At 56.6% G+C, this 15,366-nt stretch carries 16 protein-coding genes; 14 read left to right on the forward strand and 2 right to left on the reverse strand.

The window, feature by feature from the left end:
- Nucleotides 1-26 precede the first annotated feature (26 nt).
- Nucleotides 27-998: a polyprenyl synthetase family protein gene (locus Y5S_RS15640; protein WP_035234338.1), complete on the reverse strand. Its 972-nt coding sequence runs from the start codon at nucleotides 996-998 to the stop codon at nucleotides 27-29.
- A 277-nt stretch (nucleotides 999-1,275) separates the two neighbouring features.
- Between Y5S_RS15640 and rplU the strand changes: the two genes are divergently transcribed.
- From rplU to proB, 4 genes are all read left to right on the forward strand, one after another.
- A complete protein-coding gene (gene rplU / locus Y5S_RS15645) occupies nucleotides 1,276-1,587 on the forward strand; it encodes a 50S ribosomal protein L21 (RefSeq protein ID WP_035234340.1) in 312 nt (103 codons plus the stop codon).
- A gap of 31 nt (nucleotides 1,588-1,618) precedes the next feature.
- Nucleotides 1,619-1,879, forward strand: a complete 261-nt coding sequence (gene rpmA / locus Y5S_RS15650; RefSeq protein ID WP_022986434.1) for a 50S ribosomal protein L27 — start codon at nucleotides 1,619-1,621, stop codon at nucleotides 1,877-1,879.
- Nucleotides 1,880-2,026: 147 nt separating this feature from the next.
- Nucleotides 2,027-3,211, forward strand: a complete 1,185-nt coding sequence (gene cgtA, locus Y5S_RS15655; RefSeq protein WP_035234343.1) for an Obg family GTPase CgtA — start codon at nucleotides 2,027-2,029, stop codon at nucleotides 3,209-3,211.
- 127 nt (nucleotides 3,212-3,338) lie between these two features.
- Entirely contained in the window at nucleotides 3,339-4,457 is a 1,119-nt protein-coding gene (gene proB, locus Y5S_RS15660) for a glutamate 5-kinase (RefSeq protein WP_035234345.1), read from the forward strand.
- A gap of 147 nt (nucleotides 4,458-4,604) precedes the next feature.
- Here proB and rpsT read toward each other — a convergent pair whose 3' ends face one another.
- Nucleotides 4,605-4,871: a 30S ribosomal protein S20 gene (gene rpsT, locus Y5S_RS15665; protein ID WP_022986431.1), complete on the reverse strand. Its 267-nt coding sequence runs from the start codon at nucleotides 4,869-4,871 to the stop codon at nucleotides 4,605-4,607.
- Nucleotides 4,872-5,142: 271 nt separating this feature from the next.
- Between rpsT and murJ the strand changes: the two genes are divergently transcribed.
- The 10 genes from murJ (at nucleotide 5,143) to Y5S_RS15715 (ending at nucleotide 15,323) form a co-directional block, all read left to right on the forward strand.
- Entirely contained in the window at nucleotides 5,143-6,720 is a 1,578-nt protein-coding gene (gene murJ / locus Y5S_RS15670; RefSeq protein ID WP_035234347.1) for a murein biosynthesis integral membrane protein MurJ, read from the forward strand.
- Between the two features lie 98 nt (nucleotides 6,721-6,818).
- Nucleotides 6,819-7,766, forward strand: a complete 948-nt coding sequence (gene ribF, locus Y5S_RS15675) for a bifunctional riboflavin kinase/FAD synthetase (protein ID WP_035234349.1) — start codon at nucleotides 6,819-6,821, stop codon at nucleotides 7,764-7,766.
- 15 nt (nucleotides 7,767-7,781) lie between these two features.
- Entirely contained in the window at nucleotides 7,782-10,589 is a 2,808-nt protein-coding gene (gene ileS, locus Y5S_RS15680; protein ID WP_035234350.1) for an isoleucine--tRNA ligase, read from the forward strand.
- Between the two features lie 75 nt (nucleotides 10,590-10,664).
- Complete coding sequence (gene lspA, locus Y5S_RS15685; protein ID WP_035234351.1) at nucleotides 10,665-11,159, forward strand: signal peptidase II; 495 nt, start codon at nucleotides 10,665-10,667, stop codon at nucleotides 11,157-11,159.
- Nucleotides 11,152-11,622 carry an FKBP-type peptidyl-prolyl cis-trans isomerase gene (locus Y5S_RS15690; RefSeq protein ID WP_035234352.1) on the forward strand — a complete coding sequence of 157 codons (471 nt, stop codon included), beginning with the start codon at nucleotides 11,152-11,154 and terminating at the stop codon, nucleotides 11,620-11,622. Before lspA ends, Y5S_RS15690 begins: the two co-directional genes overlap by 8 nt.
- A 130-nt stretch (nucleotides 11,623-11,752) precedes the next feature.
- The gene (gene ispH, locus Y5S_RS15695) at nucleotides 11,753-12,688 is read left to right on the forward strand and encodes a 4-hydroxy-3-methylbut-2-enyl diphosphate reductase (RefSeq protein WP_035234353.1); all 936 of its coding nucleotides are present in this window, start codon (nucleotides 11,753-11,755) and stop codon (nucleotides 12,686-12,688) included.
- A gap of 188 nt (nucleotides 12,689-12,876) precedes the next feature.
- On the forward strand, nucleotides 12,877-13,449 hold the full coding sequence (locus tag Y5S_RS19240; protein ID WP_052041651.1) for a GspH/FimT family pseudopilin: 573 nt from the start codon (nucleotides 12,877-12,879) through the stop codon (nucleotides 13,447-13,449).
- Nucleotides 13,449-13,958, forward strand: coding sequence for a type IV pilus modification protein PilV (pilV, locus tag Y5S_RS15705; protein ID WP_035234355.1), 510 nt, complete (start codon nucleotides 13,449-13,451; stop codon nucleotides 13,956-13,958). Before Y5S_RS19240 ends, pilV begins: the two co-directional genes overlap by 1 nt.
- Nucleotides 13,955-14,788 (forward strand): PilW family protein, encoded by an 834-nt coding sequence (locus Y5S_RS15710; protein ID WP_035234357.1) that lies wholly within the window; start codon nucleotides 13,955-13,957, stop codon nucleotides 14,786-14,788. The genes pilV and Y5S_RS15710 overlap by 4 nt, the downstream gene beginning before the upstream one ends.
- Nucleotides 14,772-15,323, forward strand: a complete 552-nt coding sequence (locus tag Y5S_RS15715) for a pilus assembly PilX family protein (protein WP_035234359.1) — start codon at nucleotides 14,772-14,774, stop codon at nucleotides 15,321-15,323. Before Y5S_RS15710 ends, Y5S_RS15715 begins: the two co-directional genes overlap by 17 nt.
- Nucleotides 15,324-15,366 lie beyond the last annotated feature (43 nt).

The following is a 15,366-nucleotide window of genomic DNA, read 5'->3' on the forward strand; positions in this document are numbered from 1 at the left end:
TGGTTGTTCGCGATATTGTCGAAAGTTCAGTAGGTGCGTTTGAGCGATTCTTCGGCAAGCCTGATGAGGGCTTCCTTGTAGGGAGAGCTCGGCACGTCGGCAATCGCATTCAGGGCCAGCCGGGTGTGCTCGGCGGCCTTGTCCACTGTGTATTGAAGACCGCCGCTGGCGCGAACAGTTTCAACAATTTCCTGCAGGTGATCGAGTCCGCCACTGCGAATGGCATCCTTGATCAGCTTCGCCTGGGCTTCGGAACCATTGGCGATGGTATGGATCAGCGGCAGGGTGGGCTTACCTTCGGCCAGGTCGTCGCCTACGTTCTTGCCCAGTTCGCTGGCGTCACCCTGATAGTCCAGCACGTCATCGATAAGCTGGAAAGCGATGCCCAGATGGCGGCCATAATCCGCAAAAGCGCCGGTGAAATCCTGATCATCGGTAAGACCAAGCACGGCACCGGTTTCCGCTGCGGACTCGAACATTTTCGCTGTTTTGTGATGGATCACCCGCATGTAGTTCTCTTCCGTGGTGTTGGGGTCACGCACGTTGATCAGCTGCAGTACCTCCCCTTCGGAGATGGTATTGGTGCTCTGGGAGAAGATATCCAGTAGGCGCGGATGGCGCAGGGCGACCATCAGCTGCAGGGCGCGGGAAATCAGGAAATCGCCCACCAGTACGCTGGCTGCGTTGCCCCACACGGCATTCACGGTGGGGCGGCCCCGGCGCAGATTGGACTCATCCACCACATCGTCATGGAGCAGGGTGGCGGTGTGCAGATACTCGATGATGGCTGCCACATCCACATGGCGATCGCCCTCATAGCCAGAGGCGCGGGCGCACAGGATGGCGAGCAGGGGGCGTAGGCGTTTGCCTCCAGACTGCACAATGTAGTCACCGACTTCACGAATCAGGGGGACATTGGAGTCGAGATGGTGGGTGATAAAGGTGTCTACGGCAGCAAAATCCTGCTCAACCGGGGCATAAATAGCCTTGAAATCCATGTACTTGAGTCCAGGCGGAATGAAGGTGGCGCAACAGCCGGCAATGCTAACAGGGGGGGGCTGGCAGTCAATGTATTCTGGTCCATTGTCATTATCTGATGTCAAAGCCGCGCGAACTCTGGGTTTGGAAGGGGAAATATCCCGCATAACGCATTGCGCAAGGTGGTTATTTGCCGTACACTTCGCGGCCCGATTTAACCCTCTGCCTGGCTTGCAAGTGGTTAACACCCGGAAACGGGTAGCGCCCGCCTGAGTGGAGTCGTGCTGGAGCACAGTGATGTACGCAGTAATCAAAACTGGTGGCAAACAATATCGCGTTGAAGAAGGCGACGTTGTACGCATCGAGAAAATTGAAGTAGCAACCGGCGAATCTGTGGATTTCGACCAGGTGCTGCTGGTATCCAACGGCGACGACGTTAAAGTCGGTCAGCCGATTGTGGATGGTGCCAAAGTGACCGCTGAAGTACTGGAACAGGGTCGTCACAAGAAAGTGAAGATCGTCAAGTTCCGTCGTCGCAAGCACTTCCGCAAGCAGCAGGGCCACCGTCAGTGGTACACTGCTATCAAAATCACCGGGATCCAGGGCTGATCCTTAGACACACATTCAAGAGGATTAAGACATGGCGCATAAAAAAGCCGGTGGTAGTACTCGTAACGGTCGCGATTCGCAGAGTAAGCGCCTTGGCGTTAAGCGTTTCGGCGGCCAGCTGGTAAATGCAGGCGAAATCATCGTTCGTCAGCGCGGCACCAAGTTTCACGCTGGTGTGAATGCCGGTATGGGTAAAGACCACACCATCTTCGCTACCGAAACTGGTCGTGTGAAGTTTGAGGTTAAAGGTCCGCTGAGCCGTCAGTACGTGGTTATCGAGCCTGTGGCCTGATCCATCTGGATCATCAAAAAGCCCCGCGAGGCTCTGCCCGCGGGGTTTTTTTGTATTTGAAACCGGGCTTTTGAGTCAGGTTTCGGTTGTCCCCAAAGTGAATGCATTGCCGTAGAATGGCACCGACCCGAAAGAGAGTTCTTTTCCATGCAATTTGTCGACGAAGCTACCATTGAAGTGCATGCCGGTAAGGGTGGCGATGGCTGCCTGAGTTTCCGTCGTGAAAAGTACGTGGAATTTGGAGGTCCTGACGGTGGTGACGGTGGTGCAGGCGGCAGCGTTTTTTTTCAGGCGGACAGCAACCTGAATACCCTGGTGGACTATCGTTACGAGCGTATTTTCAAGGCGCGCAACGGGGAAGGCGGCCGTGGCCGTCAGATGACGGGTAAATCGGCTGACGATGTCATCCTGCTGGTGCCGGTGGGTACTACAGTCATTGATGTGGATACCGATGAGGTGCTGGCGGATCTTACCGAAGCCGACAAGCCTGTGATGATTGCCCGTGCGGGCCGTGGTGGTCTGGGTAATATCCACTTCAAAAGCAGCACCAACCAGGCGCCGCGCAAGACCACCAAGGGCAAGCCGGGTGAGTCCCGTCGTTTGCGTTTGGAGCTCAAGGTGCTGGCAGATGTGGGGCTGCTGGGCATGCCGAATGCGGGCAAGAGCACCCTGATTCGTGCAATTTCTGCGGCCAAGCCGAAAGTGGCAGATTATCCCTTTACTACTCTGGTGCCGAACCTGGGGGTGGTGAAGGCGGATCGTCATCGCAGCTTTGTGGTGGCCGATATCCCGGGGCTGATTGAAGGCGCCGCCGAAGGGGCGGGTCTGGGGATTCGCTTCCTCAAGCATCTGGCCCGCACCCGGCTGTTGCTGCATGTGGTGGATTTGGCGCCCATGGATGAAAGCGATCCGGCGGACCATATTGATGCTATTGCGGACGAGCTGGACCGTTTCTCGCCGGCCCTGGCCGAGCAGGAGCGCTGGTTGGTCTTCAACAAGATTGATTTGCTGGCGGATGACGAAGCTCAAGCCAAAATCGATGCCATTGTGGAGGAGCTGGGCTGGCAAGGGCCGGTTTACGGCATTTCTGCTGCGGCAGGCGTGGGCTGCGAAGAGCTGGTTTATGCCCTGATGAATGCCATTGAAGATCGTCGTCGCCTGGAGCAGGAAGATCCTGAGTATGCCGCAGCTCAGCAGGAGCTTCGTCATCGCCTGGAAGAAGAGGCTCGTGAAAAGGTGCAGGAGCTCAAGGCGGAAGCGCGGCGTGCCCGGGACAATGACCGGGACGACGACGATGACGACCATGATGTGGAGATCGTCTACGAGCAATAGGCAGATTCAAGTTGCAAGTAACAGGTGGCAACAGGGCTGTTCTCTCCCTGTGCCTTGTTCGCTGCGGCTTTGTGGCTTTTCCTTGTAACTTGAAACTTTCAACTTGTAACTGATTCAAGGAGCGAAGGTGGCAGATCGCCAGCGTTGGGTTATCAAGATTGGCAGTGCCCTGCTGACCAATGACGGCAAAGGGCTGGATTGCGCGCTCATGCAGTCCTGGGTGGATCGCATGGTGGTGCTGCGCGAGTGTGGCATAGAAGTGGTGGTGGTTTCGTCCGGTGCTGTGGCGGAGGGAATGACCCGGCTGGGTTGGTCCCGTCGCCCTGATTCTGTTCACGAACTGCAGGCCGCTGCTGCCGTCGGGCAGATGGGGCTGGTGCAGGCTTGGGAATCCCGCTTCCAGAAACACAATCTGCACACCGCCCAGGTGCTGCTCACTCATGATGATCTGTCTGATCGAAAGCGCTACCTGAATGGCCGCTCCACCTTGCTTACCCTGTTGGGGTTCGGGGTGGTGCCGGTGGTAAATGAAAACGACACGGTGGTCACCGATGAGATCCGCTTTGGTGACAACGATACCCTGGCGGCTCTGGTGGCGAACCTGGTGGAGGCTGACCGGCTGGTGATTCTCACCGACCAGGAGGGGCTCTTTGATGCCGATCCGCGCAGTAATCCCGATGCCAGGCTGATTCGCGAAGCACAGGCTTCAGACCCGGCTATTGAGCGGGTAGCTGGTGGTGGCGGTTTGCTGGGGCGTGGTGGTATGGCTACCAAGGTGCGCGCGGCCCGGTTGGCGGCCCGCTCCGGGGCATTGACGACCATCGCTTCTGGCCGCAGTCCGGAGGTGTTGATCGAATTGTCGGATGGTAAGGGGCCGGGCACCACGTTGCTGCCAGATACTTCTCCGATGAATGCCCGTAAGCAGTGGCTGGCGGGGCATCTGCAGATGCGTGGCCGTGTGGTGTTGGATGCGGGTGCGGTACGGCGTGTCCGTGACGGCGGTTCCAGTCTGCTGCCGGTGGGGGTGGTCGATGTGTTTGGCCAGTTTTCCCGTGGCGAGATGGTGGCCTGCGAAACCGAGCAGGGAGAGCGTATTGCCTGTGGCCTGGCCAACTATGACGCGGCGGATGCGCGCCGCCTGTGCGGCAAGAAAAGCACCGAGATCGCCGATGTGCTTGGCTTCATGAATGAAGAAGAGCTGATCCATCGGGATAACATGGTTGTTCTGGATGCGGGTCAGGCTTAGGGCGTAGTTGCGAGTATAGAGAAGCGAGTATCGAAAACCTGTGCTGGCAGGTTTTGCCTTTCGCGACTCGAAACTCGCTTCTCGTTGCTGTCATTCAGACATAAAAAAACCGGCGCAAGGCCGGTTTTTTTATGTCCACCAAAGAGCTTAGGCAGCCATTGCCTTGATCTTGGTGTTCAGGCGGCTCTTATGGCGAGCTGCCTTGTTCGGGTGAAACTTGCCTTTGCGGGTAGCTTTGTCCAGCACAGATACCGCTTGGGTGTACGCTTCCTGGGCGGCACCTTGGTCGCCGGACGCAATAGCCGCGTTAACCTTCTTCAGGTATGTGCGCACCATGGAGCGCATCGCTGCGTTGTGCTGACGGCGCTTTTCCGCCTGACGCGCACGCTTGCGTGCTTGCGGTGAATTAGCCAAGGTCCTGCTCCTATCTTGAATTCTGAAATCGAAATTGGTTTGTGACTCAAGCCGTTACCGGCCGACGCGCACTGTTAAAACCGGGTTGATGGTCAAAAAACAGGCGTGCCACGGTCTAAAGACGCGCAACTATGCCGATCTGGATGGGTATTGTCAATGGGAAACGGCGCTTGAAACGATCATCGGTAGCGGCGTGGGTGGCCTTTCGCTACTCTTGCCCGATTCTACCTTTTAGGCGCAGAGCTGTGGCGCCCGGTTCGACGGAGACCCCATGACGCAAGCGCAACCCCCAGAGCAGTCCACCGCACCAAAACGGTCGGGATTACTGGCGTCAACGCTGGTGGTGGCTTCCATGACCATGCTGTCGCGGGTGCTGGGGCTGGTGCGGGATGTGGTGATTGCCCGCATGCTGGGGGCGTCGGCGGGGGCAGATGCTTTTTTTGTGGCATTGAAGATCCCTAATCTTTTGCGCCGCCTGTTTGCGGAGGGTGCGTTCAATCAGGCTTTTGTACCCGTGCTGGGGGAGTACCGAAGCAAGGGGAGTATGGCGGCGACCAAGCTGCTGGTGGATCGGGTGGCTGGAACGCTAGGTGGCACCTTGATGTTGGTGACCCTGCTGGGTGTGGTTGCTGCCCCTGCGATTATCTGGGTGTTTGCCCCCGGCTTTGGTGACGACCCGCACAAGCGGGAGCTGGCAGTGGAAATGCTGCGGTTGACCTTTCCTTATCTGTTCTTTATTGCCCTGACCGCCTTTGCTGGCGGCATTCTCAATACCTGGAACCGCTTTGCGGTACCGGCGTTTACGCCGGTGCTGTTGAATCTGAGCCTGATTGGTTGTGCCCTGTTCCTGACACCGTATTTCGCCGAGGAGCGCATGGCGGTGGCACTGGCGTGGGGAGTGTTGATTGCCGGTGCGGTTCAGCTACTGTTCCAGTTGCCGTTTTTGGCGCGCCTGAACCTGATGCCGGTGCCTCGCATGGGGTGGCGTGATCCAGGCGTGCGCAAGATCATGACCCTGATGATCCCGGCACTTTTTGGCGCCTCGATCTATCAGCTCAACTCCCTGGTGAATACGGTGCTGGCCTCATTGCTGCAGACCGGCTCGGTGACCTGGCTGTATTACACCGATCGCCTGATTGAGCTGCCGCTGGGCATTTTCGCGGTGGCGATTGGTACCGTGATTCTGCCGGGGCTATCGAAGCAGCACGCAGAGTCGGACCCGGAAAACTTTTCGAAAATGATGGATTGGGCCATCCGCATGGTGTTGCTGATTGGTCTGCCTGCAGCGTTGGCACTGGCGGTGCTGGCTGAACCATTGCTGTCTACCCTGTTTCAATATGGCGAGTTTGCGGCAGCGGATGTGGCGAAAACGGCGCAGTCCCTGCGTGCAGCCAGCGCGGGCTTGCTGGCCGCCATGTTGATCAAGGTGCTGGCCCCGGGATTCTACGCCCGTCAGGACACCAAAACGCCAGTGAAAATAGGCGTGTTGGCGATGGCGGCGAACATGGCCATGGCCGCGTTACTGGTGTGGGAGTGGCACCATGTGGGGTTGGCTGCTGCCATGGCGCTGTCCAGCTGGCTGAATGCCGGTTTGCTTTATATCGGTCTGCGCCGGGCTGGAGTGTATCGGCCCCAGGCGGGCTGGCTGTTCCACTGGCTGCGAATGGTGGTGGCGGGTGTCGGCATGGCTGCTGTGACCTGGTGGTTGTCCATGCAAACTTCGGTCTGGACCGAAGCCGGTGCCTTGCATCGGGTGGGCTGGTTAAGCCTGATCGTGCTCTCCGGGTTGGCGCTGTACGGTGCTGCGCTGCTGATTCTGGGCCTGCGGCCGCGTCATTTGCGGCGTTGATGCGGTGGTGTCTGCCGAGGAAGTGCTGGCAAGGCACAGAGAGTGCACGCAAGCCCTTCAACTCTGTATAATCGTGCGTCTTTTAAGGCGAGGGTGAGATGCGACTGATTCGCGGCATTCACAATCTGCGCGACAGGCATCGCGGCTGTGTGGCCACCATCGGCAATTTCGATGGGGTGCATCAAGGGCATCAGAAAATTCTCGATCAGGTGATCGCGGAAGCCCGCCGCCGTGGCAGCAAGGCCACGGTAATGCTGTTTGAGCCGCAGCCCCAGGAATTCTTTGCGCCAGATCAGGCGCCTGCCCGGCTGATGTCACTGCGGGACAAGCTGATTGCACTGCGTGAAGCCGGGGTGGATCAGGTGTTGTGTGTGCGCTTCGATGACCGCTTTCGCTCGCTGACGGCCGAGGCCTTCGTGCGTGGCTTGTTGGTGGAAGGGCTGGGCATCGAATATCTGGTGGTGGGCGATGATTTCCGTTTCGGCTGTGGCCGGGATGGCGATTTCGCCTATCTGCAACAGGCCGGTGAGCAGTTCGGCTTTGCGGTCACCGATACCGCCACCTGTGAAATCGACGGAGAGCGCGTCTCCAGCACCCGGGTGCGGGCGGCTTTGAGTGACGGCGACTTCGCGCTGGCAGAAGCCCTGCTGGGTCGCCCCTTCAGCATCAGCGGCCGGGTGCGCCATGGCGACAAGATCGGCCGTACCCTCAATCTGCCGACGGTGAATCTGGCGCTCAAGCGGTTGCGTTCGCCCTTGCATGGCATCTTTGCGGTGACAGTGGATGGCCGGCCGTTCTCCGCACAGCATGGTGCCGCCAACATGGGCACTCGGCCTACGGTGAACGGCACGGAGAACCGGTTGGAAGTGCATCTTCTGGATTATTCGGAAGAGGGCGGCAAGGACAGCCTTTACGGTGAGCACCTCACCGTGTCATTCCGTCACTATGTGCGGGCGGAAGAAAAATTTGCGGATCTGGATCAGCTCAAGACTGCTATCTGGCAGGATGTGGAAGCGGTTCGTTCCTACTTTGAAAAGCGTACTTAGCAAACAGCGGTATTTATGACGGACTACAAGGCAACGCTTAACCTTCCCCATACCGACTTCCCCATGAAGGCCGGTCTGTCCCAGCGTGAACCTGCGCGTCTGAAAGAGTGGCAGGAAAAAGAGCTCTATCAGAAGATTCGCGCGGCCTTTGCCGGTCGTCCCAAATTCATTCTTCACGATGGCCCTCCCTACGCCAACGGCAATATTCACATCGGCCACGCGGTGAACAAGATCCTCAAGGACATGATCGTCAAGTCGCGCACTCTGGCGGGTTTTGATGCTCCCTATGTGCCGGGTTGGGACTGTCACGGTCTGCCCATCGAGCTGATGGTCGAGAAGAAGGTGGGCAAGGCGGGCCACAAGGTGGATGCGCGCACCTTCCGTCAGAAATGCCGCGAGTACGCCAGCAAGCAGGTGGAAGGCCAGAAGGCGGATTTCAAGCGCCTAGGCGTGTTCGGTGACTGGGAGAACCCCTACCTGACCATGGATTATGGCTTTGAAGCCAATATCATCCGTGGTTTGGGCAAGATCGTGGACAACGGCCACCTGCAGCAGGGCTTCAAGCCGGTGCACTGGTGTCTGGACTGTGCCTCCGCGCTGGCCGAAGCGGAAGTGGAATACTACGACAAGGTCTCCTTCGCCATCGATGTGGCTTTCCCGGTGGTAGACGTGGCGGACTTTACGGCGCGCAGCGGTATCGACGCGAAAGCGCCCAGTCTGGTGATCTGGACCACCACGCCCTGGACCCTGCCGGCCAACCGGGCGGTGTCCGTGCATCCGGAATTGGACTACGTGCTGCTGTCTGCCACTCAGGATGGCGAGGCGCGCGAACTGCTGGTGGCAGAAGCGCTGGCCGATGATCTGGTGGAAAAGTGGGGCCTGGAAAATGTTGCCCGCTCCGCCCAGGTGAAGGGCGCCAAGCTGGAAATGCTGTCCCTGCAGCATCCGTTCCTGGATTATCAGGTGCCGGTGATCCTCGGTGAGCACGTGACCACTGATGCCGGTACCGGCCTGGTACACACTGCCCCCGGCCACGGTGCCGACGATTTCGTGGTAGGCCAGAAATACGATCTGGACCCCATCAGCCCGGTGCTGGATAACGGCAAGTTCCGAGAGGATCTGGACGTGGTGGGCGGCCTGCATGTGAGCAAGGCCAATGAGCCGGTGATCGAGGCCCTGAAAGAAAAGGGCGTGCTGGTGAAATTTGCCAAGCTGGAACACAGCTATCCGCATTGCTGGCGCCACAAGACACCGCTGATCTTCCGCGCGACGGCGCAGTGGTTCGTGTCCATGGACAAGAACGGCCTGCTCAAGCGTGCCCAGCAGGAAGTGGAAAAAGTGCAGTGGCTGCCGGAATGGGGCAAGGCCCGCATCGACGGCATGCTTGCCGACCGGCCGGACTGGTGTATCTCCCGTCAGCGTACCTGGGGTGTGCCCATTGCCCTGTTCGTGAACAAGGAAACCTCCGAGCTGCACCCGGATACCCCGGCGCTGATCGAGCAAGTGGCTCAGCGCGTCGAGAAGGAAGGTATTGATGCCTGGTTTGATCTCGACCCGGCGGAGCTGCTCGGCGATGAAGCAGATCAGTACAGCAAGGTAGTCGATACCCTGGACGTGTGGTTCGATTCCGGTGTGACCCACTACTGTGTGCTGGATCAGCGCGAGCAGCTGCGTGCCCCGGCGGACCTGTATCTGGAAGGCTCCGATCAGCACCGTGGCTGGTTCCAGTCGTCCCTGCTGACGAGTCTGGCGATCCGCGATGCGGCTCCTTATGAGACGGTGCTGACCCATGGTTTTACTGTGGATGAGCAGGGTCGCAAGATGTCCAAGTCCATCGGCAACGTGATCGCGCCGCAGGAAGTGTGGAACGACCTGGGTGCTGACATCCTGCGTTTGTGGGTGGCCGCGACCGATTACCGTGGCGAGATGTCCGTGTCCAAGGACATCCTCAAGCAGATGGGCGACAGCTATCGTCGTATCCGTAATACCAGCCGTTTCCTGCTCTCTAACTTGAGCGGTTTTGATCCTGCTGTGGATGCGCTGCAGCCGGAGCAGATGCTGGCGCTGGATCGCTATATTGTGGATCGTGCCCTGCAGCTTCAGGACGAGATCAAGGGGCTGTACGACGGCTATCACTTCCACCAGATCTACCAGCGTCTGCATAACTTCTGCGCACTGGATCTGGGTGGCTTCTATCTGGATATCATCAAGGACCGCCAGTACACCACCCAGGCGGATTCGGTGGCGCGCCGTTCCTGTCAGACCGCGCTGTATCATATTGCCCAGGCGCTGGTGCGCTGGATGGCGCCGATCCTCAGCTTCACCGCCGAAGAGATCTACGAGAACCTGCCCGGCGAACGTCTGGATTCCGTGTTCCTGGCGGAGTGGTATGACGGCCTGTTTGCCCTGGGCGATGTGGCCATGGGGCGGGATTTCTGGGAGCAGGTCCAGGAAGTGAAGCAGGGGGTCAACAAGGCCATCGAGGGAGCCCGTCGCGACAAGGTGATCAAGGGCGGGTTGGGCGCTGAGGTGACCCTGTTCGTGGATGCGGACAAGCAGGCGTTGCTAGAACAACTGGGTGACGAGCTGCGCTTTGTGACCATCACCTCTGCTGCCACTCTCAACCCATTGACGGACGCTCCGGCTGAACTTGAAGAGGGCGCTGCTGGTCTGAAGGTTCTCGTAACAGCATCCGAGAACACGAAGTGTGTGCGCTGCTGGCACCATCAGCCCGATGTGGGTTCTCATGCCGGGCATGAAGAACTGTGTGGCCGTTGTGTCAGCAATGTTGATGGCGATGGAGAAGTTCGTCACTACGCCTGATCATGCCGTAGGGCGGAAATGGGTGTCGGCCTATCTCCGCCTTGGTGCCCAACGAATGAACAAGGTAGCGAATCAATGAAGTCAGCCAGGATTCCTGGGCAGTTGGTGTGGCTATGGCTCACCACCGTGGTGATCGTGCTCGATCAGATCACCAAAAACATGGTTGTAGGGCGCTTCTCGCTCTACGAGCGGCTGGAAGTCTTTCCGCATTTCAATCTGACACTGGCTTATAACACCGGCGCGGCATTCAGTTTCCTGGCGGATGCTGGCGGTTGGCAGCGTTGGTTCTTTACGGCTATCGCGGTGGCTGCGTCAGTAATGATCCTGATCTGGCTGGCGCGTCTGACCAAAGCCGAAACCCTTCAGGGGATTGCGTTGGCCCTGATTCTTGGGGGGGCGCTGGGTAATTTCTATGATCGCCTGGTGCTCGGACATGTGGTGGACTTCCTGGATTTCTACTGGGGCAATTACCACTTCCCTGCGTTCAATATTGCCGATACCGCTATCACCATTGGTGCAGGCCTGATCATTCTCGATATGCTTCTGGGAGCGAAAAAGACCAATGACTGAGATTCTGCGCGCAGGCCCGGAAACCGTAGTGACCTTGCATTTTGCGGTGCGCCTGATGGACGGTACCGAGATGGACTCCACCTTTGGTGGCGAGCCGGCGTCCTTCGTCTGGGGTGATGAATCCCTGTTGCCGGGCTTTGAAAGTTCCATTCGCGGCTTGAAAGCCGGCGACAAGCGAAGCGTCTTTCTGGAGGCCCAAAAAGCCTTCGGCGAGTATAACGACGAAAACGTTCAGCACTTTACCCGCGAGACCTTTGTCCAGTATGACACTCTTGAGCCGGGAATGGTGCTGAGCTTCGCCGATGCTGCCGGGGGGGAGTTGCCGGGTGTCATCAGCAAGGTGGAAGAGGAGTGGGTCTACGTGGACTTCAATCACCCTCTGGCTGGCCGCGACCTGACTTTCGAGGTGGAAATCGTCGCGGTGGAGCGCTACGCCCCGGAACAGCCCGTTACTCTGAATTAACGGAGGATTGATGCCTCTGAACTGACGATGAATGTGGAGGCATTAACCGTTAGACTCGAGGTATAAGCCTTTCGCTGTCAGGCGTTATTCAGTTGCGCCTTAACTTTCACTGTTGACTGTTCACTGCCTTATGGAAATTCGTCTCGCCAATCCCCGCGGTTTCTGCGCTGGCGTAGATCGCGCTATCGATATCGTCAACCGGGCTTTGGAGGTCTTTGGGCCGCCTATCTATGTGCGTCATGAAGTGGTGCACAACCGTTTTGTGGTGGATGACCTGCGTCAGCGAGGTGCGGTATTCGTGGAGGAGCTGCACGAAGTGCCGGATGATGCCATTGTCATTTTCAGTGCCCACGGGGTCTCCAAGGCGGTACAGCAGGAGGCGGCGCGGAGAGATCTCAAAGTCTTCGATGCCACTTGTCCGCTGGTGACCAAAGTGCACATGGAGGTGATTCGCTACGCCCGCGAAGGCCGCGAAAGCATTCTTATCGGCCATGAGGGGCACCCCGAAGTGGAAGGCACCATGGGGCAATACGACACCTCTCATGGTGGCGACATCTATCTGGTGGAAGATGAAGCGGACGTGGCGGCCCTGAAGGTGCGCGATCCGTCGAAACTGGCCTTTGTCACCCAGACTACCCTCAGCGTGGATGACACGGCCAAAGTCATCGATGCCTTGCGCCAGCGCTTCCCTGACATCCATGGTCCCAAGCGCGAAGACATCTGCTATGCCACCACCAATCGGCAGGATGCGGTGCGGCAGCTGGCGCTGGAATGTGATCTGGTGCTGGTGGTGGGCTCGGTGAACAGCTCCAATTCCAACCGTCTGCGTGAACTCGCCGAGCGCTGCGGGACTGAATCCTATCTCCTGGATGAGCCTGGCCAGATCGAAAAGGCTTGGCTGAAGGGCAAGAAATCAGTAGGGGTCACCGCTGGTGCCAGTGCCCCGGAAGAGCTGGTGCAGCAGGTTATTGCCACACTGAAATCATACGGCGGCAAGGATGCCGAAGAGATTCCAGGTCGAGAAGAGAATATTCGTTTTTCCATGCCCAAGGCGTTGCGCCCGTAACGCCTGTCCCTCTTTTGGTACCGTCTAAAGTGCAACTTTTAACCTAATACTTTTGTATAGGAATAAAGTTGCGCTGGTCTACGACTATAGTGTGAGGGTGCTCACACCCGAAAGTACCAAAAGTCATTAATTTTCAGCAGCTTATACCGTTTGGCGCCACTGGTTGCCCGTCCATCACTCCTGCATTGATGGTTGACACCGGCTTGTTAAAGTTAATTCAACTGGAAAGGGGTGTCGATGTGAGAACAAGTGGAAAGCGGACATTTCAGGCGGGTTTTACGCTGGTGGAAGCTATGGTGGTGCTGATGATATTCGGCGTCGTTGCCGCAATTGCCATGCCATCGATGGAGCGCTCTGTCACTCAATCACAAGTTAAAAAAGCAGCTCGAGACTTGGCTATGACTATTAATACAGCCCGTGCTTATGCGGTCAGTCGCAGGGAATCTATTGTTATTGAGGCCGACGGAGGGGATAGCGGTAACGAGTGGGGAAACTCGGGTTGGGTATTGCGATTGCCTGCCGGTGTTGATGGTGACCAAGCCTTTGAGACCCCGAATAAGATTCTGGTTGATGAAACCAAAGCAGATGTCGACTCTTTCTCCATTGGTGCGGATGGCCGTATTTACAATGCAGCGGGCACGGCAGTTATTGCACAACTGAACTTTGAAATTTGCCCCACTGTGACGACTGGAGTCGTGGGGAGGAAGCTTGAAGTGAACGTCTTTGGAAAGGTCCGGATATCGGATAAGAGGGACTGCTGATGCGAGCAAATAAAGTGCCAGGCATTTATCGGCAGGGTGGTTTTAGCATGCTGGAAGTGCTTATGGCTGTGCTGGTTATGGCTGTTGGCGTGCTTGGCTACGCAGGGTTGCAGCTACGGGCTCTGGATTCAACCAATCAGGCTTATGCAAGAAGTCAGGCTACATTGCTGGCGCAAGCTACAGTAGAAAGGATACTTGCTAACCCTAGTGAGTACGCCTATTACATCGATTCTGATAATTGGCCGACCACTGTTCCGTCATCAACAGTAGATGACAGTTGTAATAAAGCGGACTGCTTGCCTGATGCTGTTGCAAAGTGGGATGTAGCGCAACTTCGATGGCAAACTTGGAATTTATTGCCTGCGGGGAGGGTAGATGTCTCTCCTTGTATAGGAAGTCAATTGCAATGTGTGAGGGTTGCATGGAATGAGACTTTGCCGAGCGAGTGTGAGGACGCTAACGCTGTGGTCGCTGGCATCGATTGCTTTGTTGTAGAGGTGCTGCCATGAAGCGGTTGGTTAAAGGTTTTAGCCTTGTTGAACTACTAATTGCGCTTGTTATCGGTCTGGTTGTCAGTATGGTCGCGGCACAGATATTTACTGCGAATCTGAGGAGTTCAGAAACTCAGCGTGTCATGACTGAAGTTCAGGAGTCAGGCCGTTATGCTTTGCAGATGCTGGCTTCAGATATTCGGAGAGCAGGGATGCCCCGCTCTGACGCCTCTCTAGCGGAAGGTAATGCGGGGTATATCACCACCCCCATTGTTTTTGGTGTCGATGCTAGTCAGGAGGGTGGGAATACTGATGCCGACAATGACCAGATTGCATTTCGTTTCTACGGTGTTTCCGACTGTGAGGGAGAAACTGCTGCTGGAGCTACCTTTGATGACCCCGCGCTAATCGTTAATACCTACTATATCCAGAAAAATGCGGACGGAATTAATGAACTCTTCTGCCGAGGCGATGTAAATGCAGCAACGACAGGAGCAGCGATGATTAGCGGGGTGGATAGTTTTCAGGTTCAGTATGGTCTTGATCGCCCTATGACTGCGGGTGAGTCGCGGCTGGATCGTGTTGCTTTCGCAGGCCGCTATGTAAATGCAGATCAAGTTACTGCTGCTGAGTCTGTAGTGAGTGTACGAGTGGCGCTGTTGATCAGTGCAGAGGTCGATAATTTGCCAGACCTGAAAAATGATCAAGTCTTCCAGGTACTGGATAAGACGCTGACTAATGGAGAGGGGGTCTTGCAGGAAGCTAAAATGCGACGCCTTTTCATGTCTACGGTTAAGCTGAGAAATTTGCCGCAACAAGGGGTTCTTCCTAATGACATCCTTATCTAATCAACGAGGTGCTGCTCTGTTGGTGGCGCTGATGATTTTGTCCATCGTTTCAATTTTGGGTGTGGTTGCAATGCGGACGAGTATGTTTAACGCCAAGATTACAACTACTGCGCAAGTGTCGACGATTACTTTTGATGGCGCTGAATCCGCTTTGTCAGCTGTCTATAACGAGGCTGTTTTCATGCCGCAGACGGATCCGGGCTCCATTATTTTTCAGCTGGTCAATGGGTACCAGAATGGGGTGAGTGAAGTCATTGATCGTTGTATCGGTAAGAACAAGGGCGAGCTTTTTATGGCCAAGGCATGTGGTCAAAGTGATGTTGCTGACTCCAGACAGCTATTGCGTGCAGGCTCCAGAACTGTGATGAAAGGCTTTTCTTCTGCGCCTTACCTAAGTTCTATCAGTTCCTCTGGAGGCTCAAGCGTTAACTTTGTTTGGTATGAGTTTATGTCTATCGGTAAGGGCGAAGTCGCAGTTTTTGATGCAGAACAGCTCAATGAGCAGCATTTTGCCAAGATTGGGATAGCGTTCTAATAAAGGCCTTTGGGCTGAGCAGCGGAATTGCCGGGGAATGATA

Origin of the sequence: Alcanivorax nanhaiticus (assembly GCF_000756665.1) — a bacterium.
Classification (GTDB): domain Bacteria; phylum Pseudomonadota; class Gammaproteobacteria; order Pseudomonadales; family Alcanivoracaceae; genus Alcanivorax; species Alcanivorax nanhaiticus.

What these genes read in the sequence shown, in the direction of transcription:
- Y5S_RS15640 (WP_035234338.1), bottom strand. Translation starts at nt 998, where the DNA reads ATGGATTTCAAGGCTATTTATGCCCCGGTTGAGCAGGATTTTGCTGCC.
- rplU (WP_035234340.1), top strand. Translation starts at nt 1,276, where the DNA reads ATGTACGCAGTAATCAAAACTGGTGGCAAACAATATCGCGTTGAAGAA.
- Y5S_RS19240 (WP_052041651.1), top strand. Translation starts at nt 12,877, where the DNA reads ATGGTTGACACCGGCTTGTTAAAGTTAATTCAACTGGAAAGGGGTGTC.
- Y5S_RS15690 (WP_035234352.1), top strand. Translation starts at nt 11,152, where the DNA reads ATGACTGAGATTCTGCGCGCAGGCCCGGAAACCGTAGTGACCTTGCAT.
- ileS (WP_035234350.1), top strand. Translation starts at nt 7,782, where the DNA reads ATGACGGACTACAAGGCAACGCTTAACCTTCCCCATACCGACTTCCCC.
- ispH (WP_035234353.1), top strand. Translation starts at nt 11,753, where the DNA reads ATGGAAATTCGTCTCGCCAATCCCCGCGGTTTCTGCGCTGGCGTAGAT.
- ribF (WP_035234349.1), top strand. Translation starts at nt 6,819, where the DNA reads ATGCGACTGATTCGCGGCATTCACAATCTGCGCGACAGGCATCGCGGC.
- pilV (WP_035234355.1), top strand. Translation starts at nt 13,449, where the DNA reads ATGCGAGCAAATAAAGTGCCAGGCATTTATCGGCAGGGTGGTTTTAGC.
- Y5S_RS15715 (WP_035234359.1), top strand. Translation starts at nt 14,772, where the DNA reads ATGACATCCTTATCTAATCAACGAGGTGCTGCTCTGTTGGTGGCGCTG.
- cgtA (WP_035234343.1), top strand. Translation starts at nt 2,027, where the DNA reads ATGCAATTTGTCGACGAAGCTACCATTGAAGTGCATGCCGGTAAGGGT.
- Y5S_RS15710 (WP_035234357.1), top strand. Translation starts at nt 13,955, where the DNA reads ATGAAGCGGTTGGTTAAAGGTTTTAGCCTTGTTGAACTACTAATTGCG.
- murJ (WP_035234347.1), top strand. Translation starts at nt 5,143, where the DNA reads ATGACGCAAGCGCAACCCCCAGAGCAGTCCACCGCACCAAAACGGTCG.
- rpmA (WP_022986434.1), top strand. Translation starts at nt 1,619, where the DNA reads ATGGCGCATAAAAAAGCCGGTGGTAGTACTCGTAACGGTCGCGATTCG.
- lspA (WP_035234351.1), top strand. Translation starts at nt 10,665, where the DNA reads ATGAAGTCAGCCAGGATTCCTGGGCAGTTGGTGTGGCTATGGCTCACC.